The sequence below is a fragment of the Providencia sp. PROV269 genome, from assembly GCF_028477785.1.
Taxonomy (GTDB): Bacteria; Pseudomonadota; Gammaproteobacteria; order Enterobacterales; family Enterobacteriaceae; genus Providencia; species Providencia rettgeri.
Genome location: NZ_JAMPLV010000017.1, coordinates 13,221 through 28,065 on the forward strand (window position 1 = coordinate 13,221; position 14,845 = coordinate 28,065).

Below are 14,845 nucleotides of genomic sequence, written 5' to 3' on the forward strand. Positions count from 1 at the left end.
TAATTTAGTCATAATTCAAGCCGCAGCGTTGTTGTCTACATGCAACTCGAATTATTTAGGGTATTGAATATAAGCAAATAATAACTAAATAAATAAAATATTTGTTTAATTACAAAGGAATACTTTTGTATTTAAAAAAGTATTTCAAGCTAATTATTAAATTAAATCAGTAATTAGTTAACTTGTTAAATTTAATCTAAGTTTTATTTTTTATTTGTATTTATCGATTTTCTATCAGGGTTGTGATGATTATTTGGCTTATTCCTTTCAGTTACAAGAAAGAGCTTTTTGTCATTTCAAACCTATTGTTTGAAGCCATATAGTCAATTTTATATTTCTTATAATCAGTTTATATAACGATGGGTGAGCAAGATGGATTATTTACCATTATTTGTCGATGTCCGCACGCGAAAGGTCGTGTTAATTGGCGGCGGTGTTGTCGCAGCTCGAAAAGCAGAATTGCTAATAAAAGCACAAGCTGACTTAGTGATCATCTCACCGACGTTATGTATGCAATTACAAGCTGAACACCAACAAAATAAATTTGTTTGGTTAGCTGAGGATTACCAATCCATTCATTTAGATGATGCTTTTTTAGTTATCGCAGCAACAGATGATGCATTACTGAATGAAACCGTTTTCTATGACGCTAATGAACGGAAAGTATTCGTTAACGTGGTTGATGACCAGCCGTTATGTTCATTTATTGTACCTTCTATTATTGATCGTTCCCCGGTGATTGTGGCGATCTCTTCAGGAGGGACGGCACCTGTTTTGGCTCGTTTACTTAGAGAAAAACTGGAAACGATGCTACCAACTTCCTTGGGAAAAATGGCAGAAATAGCCGGCCGCTGGCGTCATAAAGTCAAAGAAACACTAACGAGTATGCGTGAAAGGAAGCGCTTCTGGGAAAAAAGTTTCAGTGGACGTTTTGCTTCGCTAGTTGAAAAAGGGCAATTCAGTGAAGCGGAACAACAATTGGAACGTCAATTGTATGAACCTGATAACCATGGCGAATTAACCTTAGTCGGTGCCGGTCCGGGAGATGCGGGGCTACTGACGTTAAAAGGGTTGCGAGTTTTACAAAGTGCAGAGGTGGTTTTGTATGACCATCTGGTGAGTGAAGAAATACTCGAACTAGTTCGTCGCGATGCTGACAAAATTTGTGTTGGGAAACGCGCAGGAAATCACAGTGTTTCCCAAGAAGAAACCAATGCTTTGATCGTGAAATTTGCTCAACAAGGTAAAAAAGTGGTGCGCCTGAAAGGTGGTGATCCTTTTGTGTTTGGGCGAGGGGGAGAAGAGCTACAAGTTGCGGCACAAGCGGGGATCCCATTTCAAGTGGTTCCTGGTGTAACAGCGGCGATTGGTGCAGCCGCTTACGCGGGGGTTCCGCTGACTCACCGAGAGCATTCACAGAGTATTACGTTTATTACAGGTCATTGTCGTGAAAATGGAATGGAACTTGATTGGCAGGCGCTTGCTCGAGGGAACCAAACGCTAGCTATCTATATGGGCACCGTAAAGGCCGCGAAAATCAGCGAACAGTTGATTCAATTCGGCCGTGCTGAAAATACCCCTGTTGCTGTTATCGGCTGTGGCACTCGGCGTGAACAAAAAGTAGTGACTGGCAAATTAAACGAGCTTGAAGTATTAGCACAGCAGGCACCCGCTCCTGCTTTGATAGTGGTTGGTGAAGTAGCTGCATTGCACCAACAACTCGCGTGGTTTGGTTCTCAAACCGAAGACATCAGATGGCGCAGTGCCGTATTGGAACTGGCTTAAGTAAGGGGCTATCGTGAACGACAAAAAATTGACTCATTTACAGCAGTTAGAGGCAGAAAGTATTCATATTATTCGTGAAGTTGCCGCCGAATTTGCTAACCCAGTCATGCTGTACTCTATTGGTAAAGATTCCTCTGTGATGCTCCATTTAGCACGCAAGGCATTTTATCCGGGAAAACTGCCATTTCCTCTCTTACATGTTGATACGGGGTGGAAATTTCGTGAAATGTACGAGTTTCGTGATGCAACAGCAGAAAAATACGGTTTTGAGCTACTTGTTCATCGTAACCCTGAAGGAGAAAAGCTGGGGATCAACCCGTTTGTACATGGCAGTGCTAAGCACACCGATATTATGAAAACTGAAGGCTTAAAGCAGGCTTTGGATAAATATGGTTTTGATGCTGCATTTGGCGGTGCTCGTCGTGATGAAGAGAAATCACGCGCAAAAGAGCGGATCTACTCTTTTCGTGACCGATCTCATCGTTGGGACCCTAAAAACCAGCGGCCTGAGCTGTGGCATAACTATAATGGGCAGGTCAATAAAGGGGAAAGTATTCGTGTTTTCCCACTATCAAATTGGACAGAACTCGATATTTGGCAATATATCTATTTGGAAAACATCGATATTGTTCCCCTGTATTTTGCAAAAGAACGGCCAGTTATTCAGCGGGACGGTACTTTGTTAATGGTGGATGATAACCGTATTGACCTACAAGCGGGTGAAGTCATTAGTCAGCAAAAAGTGCGTTTTAGAACATTAGGTTGTTGGCCACTGACGGGAGCTGTGCCATCAGAAGCACAAACGCTGCCTGAGATTATAGAAGAAATGTTGATTTCTACGACGAGTGAGCGACAGGGGCGGCTGATTGATAGCGACCAATCCGCTTCGATGGAGTTGAAAAAGCGCCAAGGTTATTTTTAGTGGGCAAGGTTAATACGCAAAGTCAGGAGAAAAATCATGGCACAAGCCGTTTATAATGAATCAATCGCTCATCAAATTGAACAGCAAGGTGGTGTAGAACCTTATTTATTGGCGCAGCAACATAAAGGATTATTACGCTTTTTAACCTGCGGTAATGTGGATGATGGTAAAAGTACCTTAATTGGCCGTTTACTGCATGATACTCGCCAAATTTACCAAGACCAACTGTCAACTTTGCAAAGTGATAGTAAGCGGATAGGGACTCAAGGGGAAAAACTTGACCTTGCTCTGCTGGTGGATGGCCTTGCTGCTGAACGTGAGCAGGGGATCACCATCGATGTGGCTTATCGTTATTTTTCAACAGAAAAGCGCAAATTTATTATTGCGGACACCCCCGGCCATGAGCAATATACGCGCAATATGGCGACAGGGGCATCAACTTGCTCACTTTCTATTTTGTTGATCGATGCTCGAAAAGGGGTACAGGAACAAACGCGTCGCCATAGTTTTATTAGTACATTGCTTGGGATCCGCCATCTTATTGTTGCCGTCAATAAAATGGATCTGGTGGATTACAGTGAAGCCATTTTTGAAAAAATAAAGCAGGATTACCAAAAGTTTGCAATGGAGTTGCCTGTGGATTTAACGGTCTGGTTTGTACCGATCTCAGCCCTAGATGGCGATAATATTGTAAATGCTAGCGATAATTTTAAGTGGTATCAAGGTGATACGCTATTATCGATATTAGAAAATGTTCAAGTGGAACAAAAAGCTTCGGAGCAAGCTTTGCGTTTCCCTGTGCAATATGTGAACCGCCCAAATTTAGACTTTCGCGGATACAGCGGGACATTATCAGCAGGGATCGTGGAAGTGGGTCAAAAGGTCAAAGTGTTGCCATCAGGCGCCACTTCAGCAATTAAAGAAATTGTGACTTTTTCAGGGGAACAAGATTTTGCTATACCGGGGGAAGCGATTACATTAGTACTTGAGGATGAAATTGATATTAGTCGTGGCGACTTAATTGTTGCACAAGATGAAACCTTACAAACGACGCAGCATGCTTCTGTCGATGTCGTGTGGATGTCTGAACAGCCATTAGTTCAAGGCCAACAACTTGATATTAAAATTGCGGGAAAACGCAGTCGAGCAAAAGTAGAAAATATTCAATACCAAGTTGATATCAATAATTTAACCCAGAAAGTAGCGACAGAGCTGCCGTTGAATGGGATTGGTTTAGTCGAGTTTTCCTTTGATGAGCCATTGTTACTGGAAAACTACCAACGCAATGCAGACACTGGTGGAATGATTTTTATTGATAGGCTCACAAATGTGACGGTTGGCGCGGGTTTAGTCCGCGAAACACAAGCCCCTGTTTTTGATCAACCCAGTGATTTTAGTGAATTTGAAATTGAGCTAAACAAATTAGTACGCCGCCATTTCCCACATTGGGGTGCGCGTGATGTATTGGGTGGGAAATAATACGGATGACAAAAGAAAACCATATTGTTTGGCACCAACATCAAGTAACTCGCCAATTACGTGAAAGTAATAATGGCCATAAAGGTGCTGTGTTGTGGTTCACCGGGTTATCAGGTTCTGGGAAATCGACATTAGCAGGGGCAATAGAGCACCAATTGACGTCCATGGGAATGAAAACCTATTTATTGGATGGCGATAATATTCGCCATGGTTTATGCCGTGATTTAGGGTTTAATGAGGCCGATAGGCAAGAAAATATTCGTCGAGTGGGGGAGGTGGCGAAGTTAATGGTTGATGCAGGGTTAATTGTTGCGACCGCATTTATTTCGCCTTTCCAAGCGGATAGACAAAAAGTTCGTGATTTATTTGAACCTGAGCAATTTTTTGAGTTGTACGTGGATACCCCCGTAAGTATTTGTGAACAGCGAGACCCCAAGGGGTTATATCAACAAGCACGGGAAGGAAAAATAAAACAATTCACGGGGATTGATTCCCCTTATGAAATACCTCAAAACCCTGAGCTGCATCTGGATGGACAACAACCCATTTCGGATTCCCTTTCCCAAATCATTGCGCTTTTATTGCGCAATCATGTCATTCAGCTAGATTATTAATACAGCTTAAATACCCCCTTTATTTTATCTGATGGTAAAATAAGGCGGTATTTTGCGTATTCAAACCCGACTTAATCTGACTTTTTAGCACAATTTTAGTATCACAGTAGCGTCAATCGTTGAGTTATGGGATGATTAGCAAATCATTTCAGGGGGCAAGATGGGTAAATTAACGCTACTATTAATTGCGATATTAGCTTGGTTACAGTATTCCTTATGGTTAGGCAAAAATGGCATACATGACTACGTACAAGTCAAAGATGATGTCGCCGCTCAGGAAATTGTAAATTCGCGCTTAAAAATGCGTAATGAACAGCTATTCGCTGAAATCAACGACTTAAATGATGGCCAAGATGCGATTGAAGAACGAGCCCGAACAGAGCTTGGGATGATCAAACCTGGAGAGTCATTTTATCGAATGGTTAAAGAAAGTAATAACCAGAAATAGACACAATAATATGATGTCAAAATAGTATACCCATTAGCCTGATAATTTCTGATGTAAGAATTCAACAATGACAAATCCAAACCATGCCCCACAAAATAATCTTCCGCGAATTGTTGCACTGATTCCTGCTGCTGGGGTAGGTAGCCGTATGAATGCTGAGTGCCCAAAACAATACTTGCAGGTTGCAGGTAAAACAATCATTGAGCACACCATCAGCGCATTGCTAGAAAATGATAAAGTGCAAGAAATTGTGGTTGCGTTGAGTGCGGAAGATGATTATTTTCAACAACTTGAAATTTCTAATGACCCTCGAGTGACGACGGTTATTGGTGGCAAAGAACGCGCCGATTCAGTATTAGCGGGACTGGATTTTTTAATTGCTAATCCCCAATTTTCAGATTGCTGGGTATTAGTGCACGATGCAGCGCGTCCCTGCCTTCATCAATCAGATTTAAATGAAATTATTCAATTAGCAGCGGAACAAAATTGTTGTGGTGGGATCCTCGCTGCCCCAGTGCGTGATACCATGAAACGTAGTTCAACAGCCAACCAATTAATTGACCATACCGTTGAACGTGAAGCGTTATGGCATGCCCTTACACCACAATTTTTTCCGTTAATATTATTACGGGATTGTCTAAGTAAAGCCTTGAAAGAAAACGCAGTGATCACCGATGAAGCTTCTGCGCTAGAATATTGCGGCCACCAACCTGTGTTAGTTGCTGGCCGCGCTGATAATTTAAAAGTGACGCGCCCAGAAGACCTCACTTTAGCGGAATTTTATCTTTCAAGAATGAACAACTAAGGAAAAAAAATGAGAATCGGACACGGTTTTGACGTACACAAATTTGGTGGCGAAGGCCCTATCATCATTGGTGGCGTGCGTATCCCTTATGAACAAGGTTTGCTCGCGCATTCTGACGGTGATGTGGTCTTACACGCGTTAACCGATGCAATTCTCGGCGCTGCTGCACTGGGGGATATTGGTAAATTATTCCCTGATACGGACCCTGCATATAAAGGGGCGGATAGCCGAGTCTTATTGAGAGACGCATTTTGCCATGTGCGTGCCAAAGGGTATCGCATTGGTAACATTGATATTACTATCATGGCTCAGGCGCCAAAAATGTTGCCTCATATCGCTCAGATGCGTGTGAATATTGCCGAAGATCTTGAGTGCCACATGGATGATGTGAATGCGAAAGCGACCACAACAGAGCAACTCGGTTTTGTGGGGCGTAAAGAAGGCATTGCCTGTGCTGCGGTTGTTCTTTTAATAAAAGATAATAGTAATGAAAGTAATGAATGTTCAGTACCTGCATGGTAAGCCATTATCTTCTGGCACGTTAAAAAGTGTCCCTGAAGATTTTATCGTCAAAGAAGATTTAGGCTTTGAGCTAGATGGCGAAGGCGAACATGTTATGGTTCGTGTGGAAAAAACAGGCTGTAATACCGTGTTTGTTGCTGAACAACTAGCAAAATTTGCTAAAATTTCAGCGAGAGCTGTCAGTTACGCAGGTTTAAAAGATAGGCATGCAGTGACAGAGCAGTGGTTTTGCCTGCAAATGCCGGGTAAAGAAACACCTGTTTTTTCGACTTGGCAACTCGAAGGCTGCCGAATACTGGCTGTTACTCGGCAAAAACGCAAATTACGTATTGGTTCCTTGAAAGGAAACCAGTTTGAAATAACGTTGCGTGATATTTCGGATGCAAAAGATGTTGAACAGCGTTTACAGAAAGTTGCATTAACAGGGGTGCCTAATTACTTTGGTGAACAACGTTTTGGGCGTGATGGACAAAATTTAACGCAAGCGTTACGTTGGGCAAACCAAGAAACCAACGTACGTGAACGCAACAAGCGTAGCTTCTATCTTTCAGCTGCTCGTAGTGCAATGTTTAACCATGTGGCAAGCGAACGTATTGCAAATAATACCGCTCAACACGTGATGTTGGGAGACGCATTGCAATTAACCGGTAGAGGAAGTTGGTTTGTCGCGACACAAGATGAGTTTGCTACATTGCAACCTCGCTTGGAATCCAACGAATTAAGCATTACCGCGCCATTACCGGGTGATGGGGAGTTGGGAACTCAGGATGAAGCACTGGCATTTGAAACTCAGTGTTTAGCGGATTATCAACCCTTTATCTCTTTAATGCAGCGTGAACGAGTTTCTCCAGCTAGACGAGCGGTGATAACTAAACCTAAAAACTTACAGTGGGAATGGTTGGACGACTCGACGGTAAAACTGAATTTTTTCTTAAACTCAGGTTGTTTTGCAACCAGTGTTGTGAGAGAAATTATTAATCAAAATGGGCAGGATAATGTCGATGCTAAAGATTTTATTGAGTAATGACGATGGGGTAAATGCGCCCGGGATTCAAACCCTCGCGGCAGCGCTACGCCAATATTATCATGTTCAGGTGATTGCGCCTGATCGCAATCGTAGTGGGGCTTCTAATGCATTAACATTAGATAAACCACTTAAAATTCAAACGCTAAGTAATGGTGATCTTGCTGTACAAGAGGGAACGCCAACAGATTGTGTCTATATTGGAGTTAATAAAGTAGTACGTCCACGTCCTGATATTGTTGTCTCTGGTATTAACTGTGGCCCTAATTTAGGGGATGATGTTATTTATTCAGGTACTGTTGCAGCAGCAACTGAAGGCCGTCATTTAGGTTTACCTTCAATTGCGGTATCGTTAGATGGCGAAACGCATTATGAAAGTGCGGCGAAAGTGACATGCGATATTCTTGCGCTCTTACAGAAGAACCCATTGCGTGCAGGGAATATCTTAAATATAAATGTACCGGATATCCCGTACGAAGAAATTAAAGGTATCAAAGTCACTCGCTGTGGCAGTCGTCATGCCGCTTCTGAGGTGTATAGCCTAGAGGACCCAAAAGGGAATACATTGTATTGGCTAGGGCCAGTTGGGGAGATCCGTGATGCCAGTCCGGGAACGGATTTTGAGGCTGTACAAAATGGGTACGTTTCAATTACGCCATTACAAGTTGACCTAACCGCTTATAAAGCACACTCACTAGTGGAAGAGTGGCTCGAAAAATCAGGAGTGTCAGTAAAATGAAAACAGGGCTCATGAAAGAACTTTTGGCTCAATTACGCCAACAGGGAATTCACGATGAGCGCCTATTAGATGCCATTTCACTTGTTCCTCGGGAACGGTTTGTGGATGAAGCGCTCTCCCATAAAGCCTATGACAATATCCCATTACCTATTGGTCATGGGCAAACTATTTCACAGCCCTATATTGTTGCTAAAATGACAGCGCTATTGGCTTTAGCACCGGATGATCACGTTCTTGAGATAGGAACTGGTTCAGGGTATCAAACCGCAGTATTGGCTCACTTGGTTAAGCACGTTTTTTCTGTTGAGCGGGTGAAGAGCTTGCAATGGGCGGCTAAACGGCGCTTGAAGCAACTTGATTTACACAATGTTTCAACTCGTCATGGTGATGGTTGGGAAGGTTGGCAATCAAAAGGCCCCTTTGAGGCCATCATTGTTACTGCAGCACCAACAGAAATACCAACTCTACTATTAGGGCAATTAAAAGATGGTGGGCGAATGGTTCTACCTGTCGGTGATAAAGAACAAGCACTAAAGCTAATTACCCGACGAGGTAATGATTACCATACTAATGTTATCGAAAAAGTTCGTTTTGTCCCATTGATCGCGGGTGATCTTCTTTAATCTACTTGCAATGATATTTAATAAAAGCCTGACTATTTTTATAATGGGTTTAAATAAAATATCATTGCAAAGGTTTCATTAACTCAAATAGCAGTAAAACCATTCCAAATATGATACTTTACCCAACTGAATTTGAGAGAATAGCTTAAAGCGTTAGGTCATACTCTCAATTTATTATATTTTTAATATATTTAACTTGTTCACTATTTTGTATTTCTGCTTTAATAAGTGAAATATTTTATGATAACTCTATTGCTGACATTGTTTTGAATTGTCACGTCAGATTTTTCTTCACGGGAGAAGAAGCATGAAAATTGTTAGCCCTATAAGCAGAATTCGATGGGCCGTCATCTTTTCATTTAGCGGAGCGCTATTGGCTGGTTGTTCTACACCGTATCATACAGCAGCACCTATTTCGAGTGTGAATGATAGTCAGTCTCGCCAGCAAACGGTGCAAAGGACGACACCGGCCTCGTCACCAAATACGGGTATGAGCACGGCAATGCCGTCGTCTCGTCCTAATATATCGAATAATTCAAATACACAACCTGTAAGTCGTAGCTCAGCACCGGTAACAACCAATGGTGAAGGGCGGATTGTCTATAACCGCGACTATGGCAGTATTCCAAAAGGTAGCTATAGTGGCAATAGTTATACGGTTCAGCGTGGTGACACGTTATTCTATATTGCATACTTAACAGGTAATGATTTCCGTGAGTTAGCATCGCGAAACAATATTCCAGAACCATACAGCCTCAATGTAGGACAGGTTATTAATATTGGTAACACAAATGTGAACTCGAGCACTCAATTAGCCGCAAATTCATCAAATAGTCATCAGCAAGCGGTTGATCTTCGAACAACTAATGAGTATCCTGCAAATAGTGGTGGTCAAACCTCAGGTAAAATGTTGCCTAATAATAAGAAACCTGCAACGCAAGTTTCAACGACAACAACAACCTCGACAACAACCGCTTCTACCGCAGTCAGTAGCACGAATAATTCGTCAATAAAATGGCGTTGGCCAGCTGATGGGAAAATGATTGAAGGTTTCTCTGACGCTCAAGGCGGGAACAAAGGGGTAGACATAGCCGGTTCTCGTGGTCAAGCTGTGCTCGCTGCTGCGCCAGGAAAAGTCGTTTACGCAGGTAATGCTTTGCGTGGATACGGAAATCTAATAATTATAAAACATAACGATGACTACCTAAGTGCTTATGCCCACAATGACACATTGCTTGTGCGTGATCAGCAGGACGTCACTGCAGGTCAAAAAATAGCTACTATGGGTAGTACTGGAACCAGTTCAGTTAGATTACACTTTGAAATTCGTTACAAGGGAAAATCAGTAAACCCGTTGCGCTATTTGCCGCAACGATAAACTGGGCAGAGTGCTTTGACATTCTGTCCGCATTATCTAGGGTAGGAGTCACTGATGAGCCAAAGTTCGCTGAAAGTTAACGAGTTATATAATGACCTCGATGAAAGTAATTTAAATGACACTTTTGACGAGAGTCAGTTTAAAGAAGAGGATCTGGTTACTGAGCTAGATGACGAAATGGATTTACTCCAGAACACAAATCAGCGTGTTCTGGATGCCACTCAAATTTATCTTAGTGAAATTGGGTTCTCACCACTCCTTACAGCAGAAGAAGAAGTTTTCTATGCAAGACGTGCATTGCGTGGTGATATTGCATCACGACAGCGTATGATAGAAAGCAACCTCCGTCTCGTTGTAAAAATATCACGTCGTTATAATAATCGAGGTCTTGCATTACTCGATTTGATTGAAGAAGGGAACCTTGGGTTGATTCGCGCAGTTGAAAAGTTTGATCCTGAAAAAGGGTTTCGCTTCTCAACGTATGCAACGTGGTGGATCCGTCAAACGATCGAACGCGCTATCATGAACCAAACTCGAACTATTCGCCTTCCTATTCATATCGTTAAAGAACTCAATATTTACCTTCGTACTGCACGTGAATTAGCCCAAAAGTTGGACCATGAGCCAAGCCCTGAAGAGATCGCTGAGCAGCTAGATAAACCTGTTGAAGATGTCAGTAGGATGTTACGTTTAAATGAACGTATCACATCTGTTGATACACCAATTGCAGGGGACTCAGAGAAATCTTTGCTTGAGGTATTGTCTGATGATAATGATTCAGGTCCAGAAAATACAATTCAAGATAATGACTTAAAAGATAATATTGTTAAGTGGTTATATGAATTGAACCCAAAACAGAGGGAGGTTTTAGCACGACGTTTTGGGCTTTTAGGCTATGAAGCTGAAACTCTGGAAGAAGTTGGCCGTGAAATTGGGTTAACAAGAGAACGTGTTCGCCAGATCCAAGTTGAAGGTTTAAAGCGATTAAAGGATATTTTACATGGTGAAGAGTTGACCCTAGAGTCGCTATTTAATATGTAAGGTGTTAATTAGATAGCTAAAGGCTCCTATAAGCTAAGGTTTATAGGGGCCTTTTATTTATAAGTAATAAAGAATGAACTTAGTTAATGGGGAGTCCACTATGAAATTTAAAATCATCATCAGGTGTCGAAATTAATTCTGCTTCAATAGTACCAAAATAATTAACTCGCTCAGTAATATCTTGTTTGCTAATTAATTGCGCTAAGTGTAAATAATCTTGATAGTGGCGAGCTTCTGAGCGTAATAACGAAATATAAAAATTTGCCAGCTGTTCATCAAGAAATGGGGCTAGTTTAGCAAAGCGCTCACAAGAACGCGCTTCGATATAAGCACCAATAATTAGTTTATCAACTAAGGTTTTTGGATCGTGAGGGTCGATATGGCTCAACAACCCTTTAGCATAACGGCCTGCAGTGATACCATCATATGGAATATTACGTTCATGCATAATCTCTAAAACTTGGTAAAAATGATGAAGCTCTTCTTTGATCAGCAAGACCATTTTATCAATTAAATCTTGGCTATAAGGTGATTGTTTTTTTGCCAATATTTGTTTAGAAACCTGATTTTTGTTTCTTAATGTATGGATGTCACCAACCCTGTCATAAGCAAATGATTCATAAGGTTTAAACCATTCAAGTAGCACTGCAGCACTTTCTTTATCGACAGCATACTTGCGAATTAAAAACATGGCACTTTGCGCGGCTTTTAATTCACATAACAGATGATCTTTTAAAATAATGGGCAAGTTCTCAGGCAAACTGGCTTTTTCTACCCACAAATCAGGCGTTTCACATTGCAAAAACTGCCTGATTGGTGCGAGTAATTGTGTATACTCATCCATCTTAGTTATCCATATCTTTTAACCGATAAATCCAATCTAGAGCTTGGCGGGGTGTGAGCTTATCTGGGTCAATCCCTTCCAATGCGCTGAGTACGGGTGAGGGTTCAGCATCTTCTGTGGTTAAAAAACTAAGCTGGGCGCTATCTACATGACTTGCATTGGCATTGTTTGAGATAACTTCGAGTTCTTTAAGCTTTTGTTTTGCCCGTTTAATCACATCTTTTGGTACACCCGCAAGAGAAGCGACAGCAAGGCCATAGCTTTTGCTGGCGGCGCCATCTTGAACATTATGCATAAAGGCAATGGTATCACCGTGCTCAATAGCATCTAGGTGAATATTGACCGCACCTTCGAGTTTTTCAGGTAGTGTTGTTAATTCAAAATAATGCGTTGCAAATAACGTCATTGCCTTGATTTTATTAACTAAGTTTTCGGCGCAAGCCCAAGCAAGGGAAAGACCATCATAGGTTGAAGTACCGCGACCAATTTCATCCATCAGTACTAAGCTATGTTCTGTTGCATTATGAAGAATATTCGCGGTTTCTGTCATTTCGACCATGAAGGTTGAACGGCCAGATGCAAGGTCGTCAGAGGCACCGACGCGGGTAAAAATACGGTCGATTGGGCCTATCACCGCTTTGCTTGCAGGGACAAAACTACCGATGTACGCTAACAGGGTAATCAATGCTGTTTGGCGCATATAGGTACTTTTACCGCCCATATTTGGACCTGTGATGATCAATAAACGACGTTGTGGCGATAGTGATAACGGATTGGAGATAAACGGCTCACTGAGTACTTGTTCAACCACAGGGTGGCGACCTTCAGTAATTTGGATACCTGGTTTTTCAGTGAGTTGTGGACAAGCATAACCTAGAGTTTGTGCTCTTTCAGCTAGGTTGGCTAGGACATCTAACTCAGCGAGAGCTTCGGCACTGGTTTGCAGCGCAGCAAGATGAGGTAATAGTATGTCAAATAACTCATCATACAGTGCTTTTTCAATGGCTAACGCTTTTCCTTTTGATGTCAATACCTTATCTTCATACTCTTTGAGTTCAGGAATGATATAGCGTTCCGCATTTTTTAACGTTTGGCGACGGACGTAATGGATAGGTGTTAAATGGCTTTGGCCTCGGCTTACTTGAATATAGTAGCCATGAACAGCGTTATAACCAACTTTTAGGGTATCGATCCCCAATTTTTCTCTTTCGCGTATTTCGAGCCTATCGAGGTAGTCAGTTGCTCCATCAGCAAGGGCGCGCCATTCATCAAGCTCACTATTATAACCTGGGGCGATAACACCGCCATCACGTACCAACACAGGTGGTGCATCAATAATGGCTTTTTCAAGTAAGTCTTGTAGCTCATCAAACTGGCCAATACGATTTTGAAGGGCTTGTAAATACGAACTACTCGATTGGCTCAGTATTTGATGAATATCTTGGTATTGCTGGAATGCGTAACGCATACGGGTTAAGTCACGTGGGCGAGCGGAACGCAGCGCTAAGCGCGCTAATACCCGTTCTAAATCGCCGATTTGACGTAAAAATGGTTGTAATTCAAAGCCGCATTCTTGCAGTGCACTGATAGCTTGTTGGCGGTTATTTAATATTTGAATGTTACGTAATGGGGTATGTAACCAACGTTTTAGCATACGGCTACCCATCGGAGTCACACACCTATCTAAAATGGCGGCGAGTGTGTTTTCTGTGCCACCTGCAAGGTTTTGGGTGATCTCTAAATTGCGACGAGTTGCTGCATCTAAAATGACATTATCATTTTGTTTTTCCATCACAATGCTGCGAATATGGGGCAGTGACGTGCGTTGTGTGTCTTTCACATATTGTAATAAGCAACCCGCAGCTCTGAGCGCTTTATGGGCATCTTCAACCCCAAAGCCGATTAAATCTTTCGTACCAAACTGTAAACCGAGCTGTTGTTTTGCCGTATCAAGCTCATATTCCCACAATGGGCGGCGGCGCAAGCCTTTATTGTGTTCAATTAATGCCATACTGGCGAAGTCTTCTGGATACAGAAGTTCAGCCGGGCGGGTGCGTTGCAGCTCAGCTTGCAGTGCTTCTTCATCGGCGATTTCACTAATAATAAAACGCCCTGAGGTGATATCTAACGTTGCGAAACCAAAACCTTGTTGGTCTTGCCATACTGCGGCTAACAGGTTGTCTTGCCTTTCATTTAATAGCGCTTCATCGGTGATAGTTCCCGGGGTGACAATACGTACTACTTGGCGCTCAACCGGCCCTTTGCTGGTGGCTGGGTCGCCAATTTGCTCACAAATGGCGACGGATTCCCCCATTTGTACTAATTTGGCTAAGTAACCCTCGGCAGCATGGTGGGGAACACCGGCCATAGGGATCGGTTGCCCTGCAGATTGCCCCCGCTTAGTGAGGGAAATATCCAATAATTGAGAGGCTTTTTTAGCGTCATCAAAAAACAGTTCGTAGAAGTCACCCATGCGATAAAACAGCAGTATGTCTGAATGTTGTGCTTTTAGTTTTAGATACTGCTGCATCATTGGTGTATGGGATTCGAAACTTTGCTTATCAGTCATAGTATTGTCTGTTTTAACGTATTGAGTTAACTAAATTCTGTGAGTGTATTTG

14 protein-coding genes are annotated in these 14,845 nt (G+C 42.3%); 12 read left to right on the forward strand and 2 right to left on the reverse strand.

Going from position 1 to position 14,845, the window contains the following annotated elements:
- Positions 1–372: 372 nt before the first annotated feature.
- From cysG to rpoS, 12 genes are all read left to right on the forward strand, one after another.
- Positions 373–1,785 (forward strand): siroheme synthase CysG, encoded by a 1,413-nt coding sequence (cysG, locus tag PR683_RS17190; RefSeq protein ID WP_248445561.1) that lies wholly within the window; start codon positions 373–375, stop codon positions 1,783–1,785.
- Positions 1,786–1,798: 13 nt separating this feature from the next.
- The gene (gene cysD / locus PR683_RS17195) at positions 1,799–2,707 is read left to right on the forward strand and encodes a sulfate adenylyltransferase subunit CysD (protein WP_004913887.1); all 909 of its coding nucleotides are present in this window, start codon (positions 1,799–1,801) and stop codon (positions 2,705–2,707) included.
- Positions 2,708–2,743: 36 nt separating this feature from the next.
- On the forward strand, positions 2,744–4,186 hold the full coding sequence (cysN, locus tag PR683_RS17200) for a sulfate adenylyltransferase subunit CysN (protein ID WP_109912004.1): 1,443 nt from the start codon (positions 2,744–2,746) through the stop codon (positions 4,184–4,186).
- 5 nt (positions 4,187–4,191) lie between these two features.
- Complete coding sequence (gene cysC, locus PR683_RS17205; RefSeq protein ID WP_109912005.1) at positions 4,192–4,800, forward strand: adenylyl-sulfate kinase; 609 nt, start codon at positions 4,192–4,194, stop codon at positions 4,798–4,800.
- A 160-nt stretch (positions 4,801–4,960) separates the two neighbouring features.
- Positions 4,961–5,248, forward strand: coding sequence for a cell division protein FtsB (gene ftsB / locus PR683_RS17210; protein ID WP_004260736.1), 288 nt, complete (start codon positions 4,961–4,963; stop codon positions 5,246–5,248).
- A 67-nt stretch (positions 5,249–5,315) separates the two neighbouring features.
- The gene (gene ispD / locus PR683_RS17215; protein WP_004913881.1) at positions 5,316–6,053 is read left to right on the forward strand and encodes a 2-C-methyl-D-erythritol 4-phosphate cytidylyltransferase; all 738 of its coding nucleotides are present in this window, start codon (positions 5,316–5,318) and stop codon (positions 6,051–6,053) included.
- Between the two features lie 9 nt (positions 6,054–6,062).
- Positions 6,063–6,575, forward strand: a complete 513-nt coding sequence (gene ispF / locus PR683_RS17220) for a 2-C-methyl-D-erythritol 2,4-cyclodiphosphate synthase (RefSeq protein ID WP_004260732.1) — start codon at positions 6,063–6,065, stop codon at positions 6,573–6,575.
- Positions 6,541–7,599, forward strand: coding sequence for a tRNA pseudouridine(13) synthase TruD (truD, locus tag PR683_RS17225; protein WP_109912006.1), 1,059 nt, complete (start codon positions 6,541–6,543; stop codon positions 7,597–7,599). Before ispF ends, truD begins: the two co-directional genes overlap by 35 nt.
- Positions 7,577–8,338 carry a 5'/3'-nucleotidase SurE gene (gene surE / locus PR683_RS17230; RefSeq protein ID WP_004260729.1) on the forward strand — a complete coding sequence of 254 codons (762 nt, stop codon included), beginning with the start codon at positions 7,577–7,579 and terminating at the stop codon, positions 8,336–8,338. Before truD ends, surE begins: the two co-directional genes overlap by 23 nt.
- The gene (locus PR683_RS17235) at positions 8,335–8,961 is read left to right on the forward strand and encodes a protein-L-isoaspartate(D-aspartate) O-methyltransferase (protein ID WP_210850842.1); all 627 of its coding nucleotides are present in this window, start codon (positions 8,335–8,337) and stop codon (positions 8,959–8,961) included. The genes surE and PR683_RS17235 overlap by 4 nt, the downstream gene beginning before the upstream one ends.
- A 307-nt stretch (positions 8,962–9,268) precedes the next feature.
- Complete coding sequence (gene nlpD, locus PR683_RS17240) at positions 9,269–10,339, forward strand: murein hydrolase activator NlpD (protein ID WP_109912008.1); 1,071 nt, start codon at positions 9,269–9,271, stop codon at positions 10,337–10,339.
- 54 nt (positions 10,340–10,393) lie between these two features.
- A complete protein-coding gene (gene rpoS / locus PR683_RS17245; protein WP_102140104.1) occupies positions 10,394–11,380 on the forward strand; it encodes an RNA polymerase sigma factor RpoS in 987 nt (328 codons plus the stop codon).
- A gap of 79 nt (positions 11,381–11,459) precedes the next feature.
- Here the strand turns inward: rpoS and miaE are convergent, their stop codons facing one another.
- Positions 11,460–12,224 carry a tRNA isopentenyl-2-thiomethyl-A-37 hydroxylase MiaE gene (gene miaE / locus PR683_RS17250; RefSeq protein ID WP_117162675.1) on the reverse strand — a complete coding sequence of 255 codons (765 nt, stop codon included), beginning with the start codon at positions 12,222–12,224 and terminating at the stop codon, positions 11,460–11,462.
- A gap of 1 nt (position 12,225) precedes the next feature.
- A complete protein-coding gene (gene mutS, locus PR683_RS17255) occupies positions 12,226–14,793 on the reverse strand; it encodes a DNA mismatch repair protein MutS (RefSeq protein ID WP_123382378.1) in 2,568 nt (855 codons plus the stop codon).
- Between the last annotated feature and the right edge of the window lie 52 nt (positions 14,794–14,845).

Bases quoted from the DNA above. Each gene is read 5' to 3' on its own strand.
- cysN (WP_109912004.1), top strand. From the start codon at position 2,744: ATGGCACAAGCCGTTTATAATGAATCAATCGCTCATCAAATTGAACAG.
- cysC (WP_109912005.1), top strand. From the start codon at position 4,192: ATGACAAAAGAAAACCATATTGTTTGGCACCAACATCAAGTAACTCGC.
- rpoS (WP_102140104.1), top strand. From the start codon at position 10,394: ATGAGCCAAAGTTCGCTGAAAGTTAACGAGTTATATAATGACCTCGAT.
- mutS (WP_123382378.1), bottom strand. From the start codon at position 14,793: ATGACTGATAAGCAAAGTTTCGAATCCCATACACCAATGATGCAGCAG.
- PR683_RS17235 (WP_210850842.1), top strand. From the start codon at position 8,335: ATGAAAACAGGGCTCATGAAAGAACTTTTGGCTCAATTACGCCAACAG.
- cysG (WP_248445561.1), top strand. From the start codon at position 373: ATGGATTATTTACCATTATTTGTCGATGTCCGCACGCGAAAGGTCGTG.
- surE (WP_004260729.1), top strand. From the start codon at position 7,577: ATGCTAAAGATTTTATTGAGTAATGACGATGGGGTAAATGCGCCCGGG.
- ftsB (WP_004260736.1), top strand. From the start codon at position 4,961: ATGGGTAAATTAACGCTACTATTAATTGCGATATTAGCTTGGTTACAG.
- nlpD (WP_109912008.1), top strand. From the start codon at position 9,269: ATGAAAATTGTTAGCCCTATAAGCAGAATTCGATGGGCCGTCATCTTT.
- miaE (WP_117162675.1), bottom strand. From the start codon at position 12,224: ATGGATGAGTATACACAATTACTCGCACCAATCAGGCAGTTTTTGCAA.
- ispF (WP_004260732.1), top strand. From the start codon at position 6,063: ATGAGAATCGGACACGGTTTTGACGTACACAAATTTGGTGGCGAAGGC.
- truD (WP_109912006.1), top strand. From the start codon at position 6,541: ATGAAAGTAATGAATGTTCAGTACCTGCATGGTAAGCCATTATCTTCT.
- ispD (WP_004913881.1), top strand. From the start codon at position 5,316: ATGACAAATCCAAACCATGCCCCACAAAATAATCTTCCGCGAATTGTT.